This window comes from Pseudomonas sp. FW305-28, from assembly GCF_017351395.1.
Taxonomy (GTDB): Bacteria; Pseudomonadota; Gammaproteobacteria; order Pseudomonadales; family Pseudomonadaceae; genus Aquipseudomonas; species Aquipseudomonas fluorescens_AA.
This window is the reverse complement of the sequence record NZ_JACNDD010000237.1, coordinates 1-6118: the sequence shown is the minus strand read 5'-3', so window position 1 is coordinate 6118 and position 6118 is coordinate 1. Positions and strand designations below refer to the sequence as shown.

The 6118-nt window shown below is 60.9% G+C and carries 6 protein-coding genes; 2 read left to right on the top strand and 4 right to left on the bottom strand.

The features are described 5' to 3' along the window. Positions 1-24: 24 nt before the first annotated feature. Positions 25-429: a hypothetical protein gene (locus J4E53_RS29485; RefSeq protein ID WP_060740614.1), complete on the bottom strand. Its 405-nt coding sequence runs from the start codon at positions 427-429 to the stop codon at positions 25-27. Between the two features lie 132 nt (positions 430-561). Here J4E53_RS29485 and can point away from each other — a divergent pair, with 132 nt between their 5' ends. After that, positions 562-1206, top strand: coding sequence for a carbonate dehydratase (can, locus tag J4E53_RS29480; RefSeq protein WP_003185433.1), 645 nt, complete (start codon positions 562-564; stop codon positions 1204-1206). 10 nt (positions 1207-1216) lie between these two features. On the opposite strand, the gene J4E53_RS29475 is transcribed toward can, so the two are convergent. From J4E53_RS29475 to J4E53_RS29465, 3 genes are all read right to left on the bottom strand, one after another. Then, complete coding sequence (locus J4E53_RS29475; protein ID WP_060740616.1) at positions 1217-1744, bottom strand: hypothetical protein; 528 nt, start codon at positions 1742-1744, stop codon at positions 1217-1219. A gap of 180 nt (positions 1745-1924) precedes the next feature. Then, complete coding sequence (locus J4E53_RS29470) at positions 1925-3094, bottom strand: hypothetical protein (RefSeq protein ID WP_060740617.1); 1170 nt, start codon at positions 3092-3094, stop codon at positions 1925-1927. Between the two features lie 113 nt (positions 3095-3207). Then, entirely contained in the window at positions 3208-4626 is a 1419-nt protein-coding gene (locus tag J4E53_RS29465; protein WP_024618910.1) for a short-chain fatty acid transporter, read from the bottom strand. Positions 4627-4844: 218 nt separating this feature from the next. On the opposite strand from J4E53_RS29465, the gene J4E53_RS29460 reads away from it, so the two are divergent. Continuing rightward, positions 4845-6118 (top strand): PAS domain-containing methyl-accepting chemotaxis protein (locus J4E53_RS29460; RefSeq protein WP_207268261.1); only part of this gene is annotated, 1274 nt, incomplete at its 3' end.

The following is a 6118-nucleotide window of genomic DNA, read 5'->3' as shown; positions in this document are numbered from 1 at the left end:
TTGCTCGCGATGGCGATTGCCGGGTCAACGCTTGCCATCCAACGGGTCGATATCGGCCATCTCCGCTTCGTCCAGCCCATCGCCTCCACCGATGTCATTTTCGTGCACGATGCTCAGGTCCCAGTCAGCCCGTTCGTCGTCGCCGGCCTCAAAGGCATCCCGGGCGCCGTCTTCGTGGATGAGGGTTTCCGGGCTCATGTCGTCATCGGTCGGTTCGTGATCATCCGTCGAGGCGCCTGTCATGCCCGCTGCACGCACGCGTTCACGAGGCATCAGTTGTTCGCGTTCGTCTGGCGGCAATTCGTCGCCGATTTTCGCGCTGGGCTGCTCGTCGTCGAACTCCAACTCATGCATCGAGCCCATGCGATCTTCATTGTCGTCGATGGGTTCCGGTTGCGTCGCATCGAAAGGGCGTCGTGAATCATTCATGGCATTTCCTCATACTGTGGGCCTTACTGGTGTCGACCGACAGCGCAGCCAGGAATTCCAATGCATCGCCGACGTGACCTCGACCGGCGCTCGTCTGTCACAGTTGCGCACTCTCTATCGAGGCTAGACAGCATGAACGAATTACAAGATCTGATTGATAACAACGCGCGCTGGGCCGATGCGATCAAGCAGGAGGATCCTGACTTTTTCGCCAAGCTGGCTCGTCAGCAAACCCCGGAGTACCTGTGGATCGGCTGCTCCGATGCGCGGGTGCCGGCCAACGAGATCGTCGGCATGCTGCCGGGCGATCTGTTCGTGCACCGCAACGTGGCCAACGTGGTGCTGCACACCGACCTCAACTGCCTGTCGGTGATCCAGTACGCAGTGGACGTGCTCAAGGTCAAACACATCCTGGTCACCGGCCATTACGGCTGTGGCGGCGTGCGTGCCTCGATGCAGGACCGCCAACTGGGCCTGATCGACGGCTGGCTGCGCTCGATTCGCGACCTGTACTACGAGCATCGCGAGGCGTTGGGCCAGTTACCGACCGAAGAAGAGCGGGTCGACCGCCTGTGCGAACTCAACGTGATCCAGCAGGTGGCCAACGTCGGCCATACCAGCATCGTGCAGAACGCCTGGCACCGTGGGCAGAAACTGTCGATTCATGGCTGCATCTACGGCATCAAGGACGGACGCTGGAAGAGCCTGGACACCACGATCAGCGGTTTCGAGCAATTGCCGCCGCAGTATCGGCTGCGTCCGGTCGGCGCGCCCTGACACCGGCTCGTCAGTCGCGGTGACACTGACGACGCCAGTGCCGTAGAAATGTCATTCCCTGCTCATTGGGCGGTTCGTCATAGCCGGTAATCCAGCCATGACAGTTGTACGAACCGCACCGGCAGGCGAATTGGCGATACAGTTTCTGTTCGGTACTGGCGTAGTCCATCGTCAGGCAGTCGCCTTCATCGATACGGGCCAGTGACCACAGCCACAGTTCGCTCATGTCGAGGAATACATTCGGGTTGCAGGAGTGCAGCAGCAATCCGGCGAAGCGTGGGTCATACATGTGCACGTCCGGCAGGATCTGCAACGTGTGCAGGCGCCGTCGGCTCACCAGCAACCCCGACACCCTGCACATCCTCGTCATGGGTGCGAAGGACTTGCGGGCGATGATGCCGTGGCCGCGCCCGTCGGTCGTCTGGTGCACTTCAAAATCGTGCACAGAGGGGTAGCCCAGGCGGGTGCTGAGTTGTTTTTCCGGATAGATGCAGTCCCGGTGTTGGGAACAGGTGTCATCGCGGATGAACAGGCTCATGACAGTCCTTGTCGGTGATAGACACTCGACTTGCTGGCGCCGGCGATCCTGCCGACGGTCGTTGAAAAAGCTTTTGATAGCTTCGCCCAAGTCCAGGGCCGTATCTACTGTCGAGTCTGACAGGAGCCAAAAGCGCTTTCCCGTGTCAGCGCAAGCTTACGCGGGAAGGCGCCTCAAGGTTTACACCGCCTCGGCAGGCAGCGGCATGGGCACTTTAAGTTGCGGAAGTTGCGACTTGATCGCTGGCGTTTCGCATTTTTTCGCTGCATCTGCCTCGCTCAGCTTGCGCACCGAGGTGTAGAACAATTCGCAGGTCTTTTCCTTTTGCGTGACCTGCCAGGTCTGCGTGCACTGGTTCAGCAGGGTGCTCGGGTCGGTGCCCGGCTTGCTGCCCATGCCGGCTTGCCAGCAGGCGGCGCTCAGGTCCTGGCCCATGACTTTCAAGCCGGCGGCATCGGCCTTGGCTTCGTCACCGTCGTAGTTTTCCTTGTCAGCGGCATACCAGATATAGCTCGGGTGGTTGGAGCCCAGGACCGGGACCTTGACCCCCGCGGTCGGCGTGATGGTCGCCAGGCCGAGCACGCCAACGGTCTGGCCGTACTGGGTCTTGATCCAGTTCCGAACGGGTGCTCCGAAGGCCACCATCGGCAATGCGGCGCCGCTGGCGGTTTGGGTGACCTGTGTGACCATGGTGGTCTGGTAATCGTTGAAGTAGCTGTAGAGCCCCTCCAATGTGCTGCCAGCATTGGACGGCGCTGCGATGGGCGCGATGTCGATGATGGTCTGGTAGGCCGGCGTCTGTTCAACGGCAATGCCGTTGACGGTCAGCAGCGTGGCCCAGCGATCAGTGGTCGCCGACTCCAGGTAATCCTGGGCCTGGGTCAGGGAGTAATCCGGCGGGAAGTGCAGCAACTCGACACTCTTGCGGTTTTCCAGGGCCATGCCCAGCGGCAGGAACAGGTACCAGTTGTAGGACCATTTCTTGTCGCTGTTGAGTTTCGAGGCACCGTTGTACGCCAGGTCCCCGGCGTCGAGCAGCGCCTTCAGCGGTTGGCCGTAGTTCTTGGGCACGCCGTCGATGCTGGCATAGACCTTATCGTTGTCGATGTTGACCTGGACCTTGGCGGTGTCGTAGCCGTCGCGCTGCACACTTTGGGTCAGGTAATGCTGGACGGTCTGCTCCAGGGTCCAGTCGCGAAAACAAATGACGTTGCAGTTGTTGGGGTAGGCAAAGAGGCGGGTGACGCGCTCGGTGCTGCCCAGCTGTACGTCGATCTTGGTGACGTCGGCGGCGTGGACGGTGGCGCTCAGGGTAAGGGCGGCAAGAGGGAGTACTGCGAGTTTGAACATGCTCAGATCCTTTTCAGCGTGAGGGACCCTCAAAAGCAGGGCGTATCCATACTGAAACAGACCGAGCCGAAGAAGAAGTGGGCCGATGGAAATATCGGCCCTTTTTTATGGCTTTATGGCATCACTGGCGGCAAATAACTCAAGGTCGTCCCCAGCGCCCACAGCAGCGCCAGCACCAGTGGTGTATGCACCAGCAACTGCACGAAGGAAAAACCGATCAAGTCCCTCGCCTTCAGCCCCAACACTCCCAACAGCGGCAGCATGTAGAACGGATTGATGAGGTTGGGCAGCGCTTCGGCGGCGTTGTAGATCTGCACGGCCCAGCCCAGGTGATAGTTCAGGTCGTTGGCCACCTGCATGACGTAGGGCGCTTCGATGATCCACTTGCCGCCGCCGGAAGGAATGAAAAAGCCCAGCACCGCCGAATAGACGCCCATCAGCAAGGCGTAGGTGTCATGGGAGGCGATCTGGACGAAAAAGGTCGAGATATGGTGTGCCAGGGTCTGGGCATCGCTGCCCTTGACCGTGGTCAGCAGCGCGGCGATCGAGCCGTACAACGGGAACTGGATCAACACGCCCGTGGTGGTCGGCACCGCGCGGGCCACGGCGTCGAGGAAGCTGCGCGGCCGCCAGTGCAGCAAGGCGCCCAGCATGATGAACAGGAAGTTATAAGTGTTGAGCCCGGAAATGGCACTGATCGCAGGCTTGGTCGAAAACTCGTGGAACAGCCAGCCGGCGGCCAGCAGTACCAGGGCGATGGTCAGCAGCGGACTGTGCTCCAGCCATTCTCCGGGGCGGGTACGGGGCTGCAACGCGGGCATGCTGAAACTCGGGTCGATCCCGCAGGCGGCGGCATCACGGGCGCTGTTGGGGCCGGGAGCGGTGGCGTAGGCGACAATCAACGAGATCACGATCAGCGCCAGCAGCATCACGCCAGACTGCCAGAGGAAAATCGTCTGGGTGAACGGAATGACGCCGGTAATCGACAGGATCGAAGGTGGCAGGCTGGCCGGGTTGGCCTGCAGTTGCGCCGCCGACGAAGACAACCCCAGCGCCCACACCGCGCCCAGGCCCAGGTAGGCGGCGGCACCGGCGGCGCGGTAATCCATCTTCAGGTCGGTGCGGCGGGCGAGGGCACGCACCAGCAAGCCGCCAAACACCAACGACAGTCCCCAGTTGAGCAACGACGCGACCATGGAAATCAGTGCCACCCACGCCACCGCGGAGCGACCGTTGGTCGGAATGCGCGCCAGGCGATCGATCAATTTGACGGCGGGCGGCGAGCTGGCAACCACGTAACCGCCAATCACCACGAAGGCCATTTGCATGGTGAATGGGATCAGGCTCCAGAAGCCGTCGCCGAACGCCATGGCCGCTGCCGTGGGCGTGGCGCCGATGAATTGCGTCGCCACGGCGACCACCAGCACCGCCAGTGCGGCGAAGACCCAGGAGTCGGGGAACCAGCGCTCGGCGAAACTGGAACAGCGCAAGGCGAAGCGGGCGGAACGGCTGTCTTCGATGTCAGTGGTCACGGCAATTACCTCGTTTTTATGGTTATGGGGTATTGATGGCGGCAAGGCTCAAAGGTCAGGGCAACAGTAGAACAATCCAGTGACCGTGGAAGGCTTATCGGGTTCGAGGTCACCCGGGAATATTTTCAATGGGGCTCGCGGCGCTCTTTAGAAAAAAAATGCCGGGCCGATGGCAAGAGAACAGCCTACTAATTCTTCTGCTGTTCCTGGAGCTGCCCATGTTCAACAACCGCCTGAAGCAGGAGCTACTGGCTCTTCGCCAAGAACTGTCCAGCCTTATGCAAGTCAAGGAAAGCCTGGACCGTGAAATGCTTGGTCTCACCCTGGATGCCGATGGAAGGATTCAATCGGTCAATCAGAATTTCCTCGACGATATGAACTACAAGAGCCAGGACCTGATCGGCCGGTCTATGGATGAGTTGGTTCCCGCGTATTTGAAATCCAATGAATTCCAGGCTCGCTTCAAGGCGGCGCTGACCCGTGGCGAACACTTCTCCGGTGCCGTGCGCTTGCTGCGGGGCAACGGCCAGGAGGCCTGGCTGCGTTCGATCCTCCAGCCCGTACGGAATGCCGACGGGCGGATCCGCTTTTTTTCGATGTATTCCAATGACCTGACCCGCACCATCGAGGGTTCCCGTGAACATGAAAACCTCATCGGTGCGTTGGTGCGTTCAACGGCGGTGATCGAGTTCGATCTGGGCGGTCACGTACTGACGGCCAACGAGCGCTTCCTCAGTGCCATGGGCTATAACCTGGCGCAGATCAAGGGCAAGCATCACCGCATGTTTTGTGAGCCCGAGGAATACAACAGCGCGGAATATCAACAATTCTGGAAGCGGCTGAACAGTGGCGAGTTCGTGGCCGGGCGCTTCAAGCGCGTCGACAGCAACGGCCGCGAGGTCTGGCTGGAAGCCTCCTACAACCCGGTGCTCGATGCCAACGAGCGACTGTACAAAGTGGTCAAGTTCGCCACCAACATCACGGACCAGGTCAACCAGGAAAAAGCCGTCGCCGAAGCGGCCAACATTGCCTACAGCACCTCGTTGCAGACCGACAACAGCGCCCAGCGCGGCACGACTGTGGTGACCCAGGCCGTGGACGTGATGCGCGACCTGGCCCGGCACATGCAAACCGCTGGCGAAGGCATCGAGGCGTTGAACGAGCAATCCCAGGTGATCGGTACCATTGTCAAGACCATCAGCGGCATCGCCGAACAGACCAACCTGCTGGCGCTCAACGCCGCCATCGAAGCGGCCCGGGCCGGCGAGCAAGGACGGGGCTTTGCGGTGGTGGCCGATGAGGTGCGCCAACTGGCATCGCGTACCAGCCAGGCGACCGAGGAAATCGTCGGCGTGGTCCGCCAGAACCAGGACATGGCCCGCAACGCCGTGGCGTTGATGACCGACGGCCAGCACCAGGCCGAACATGGCCTGGCCCTGGCCGCCGAGGCGGGGACGGTGATCGTCGAGATCCAGGACGGGGCGAAGAAGGT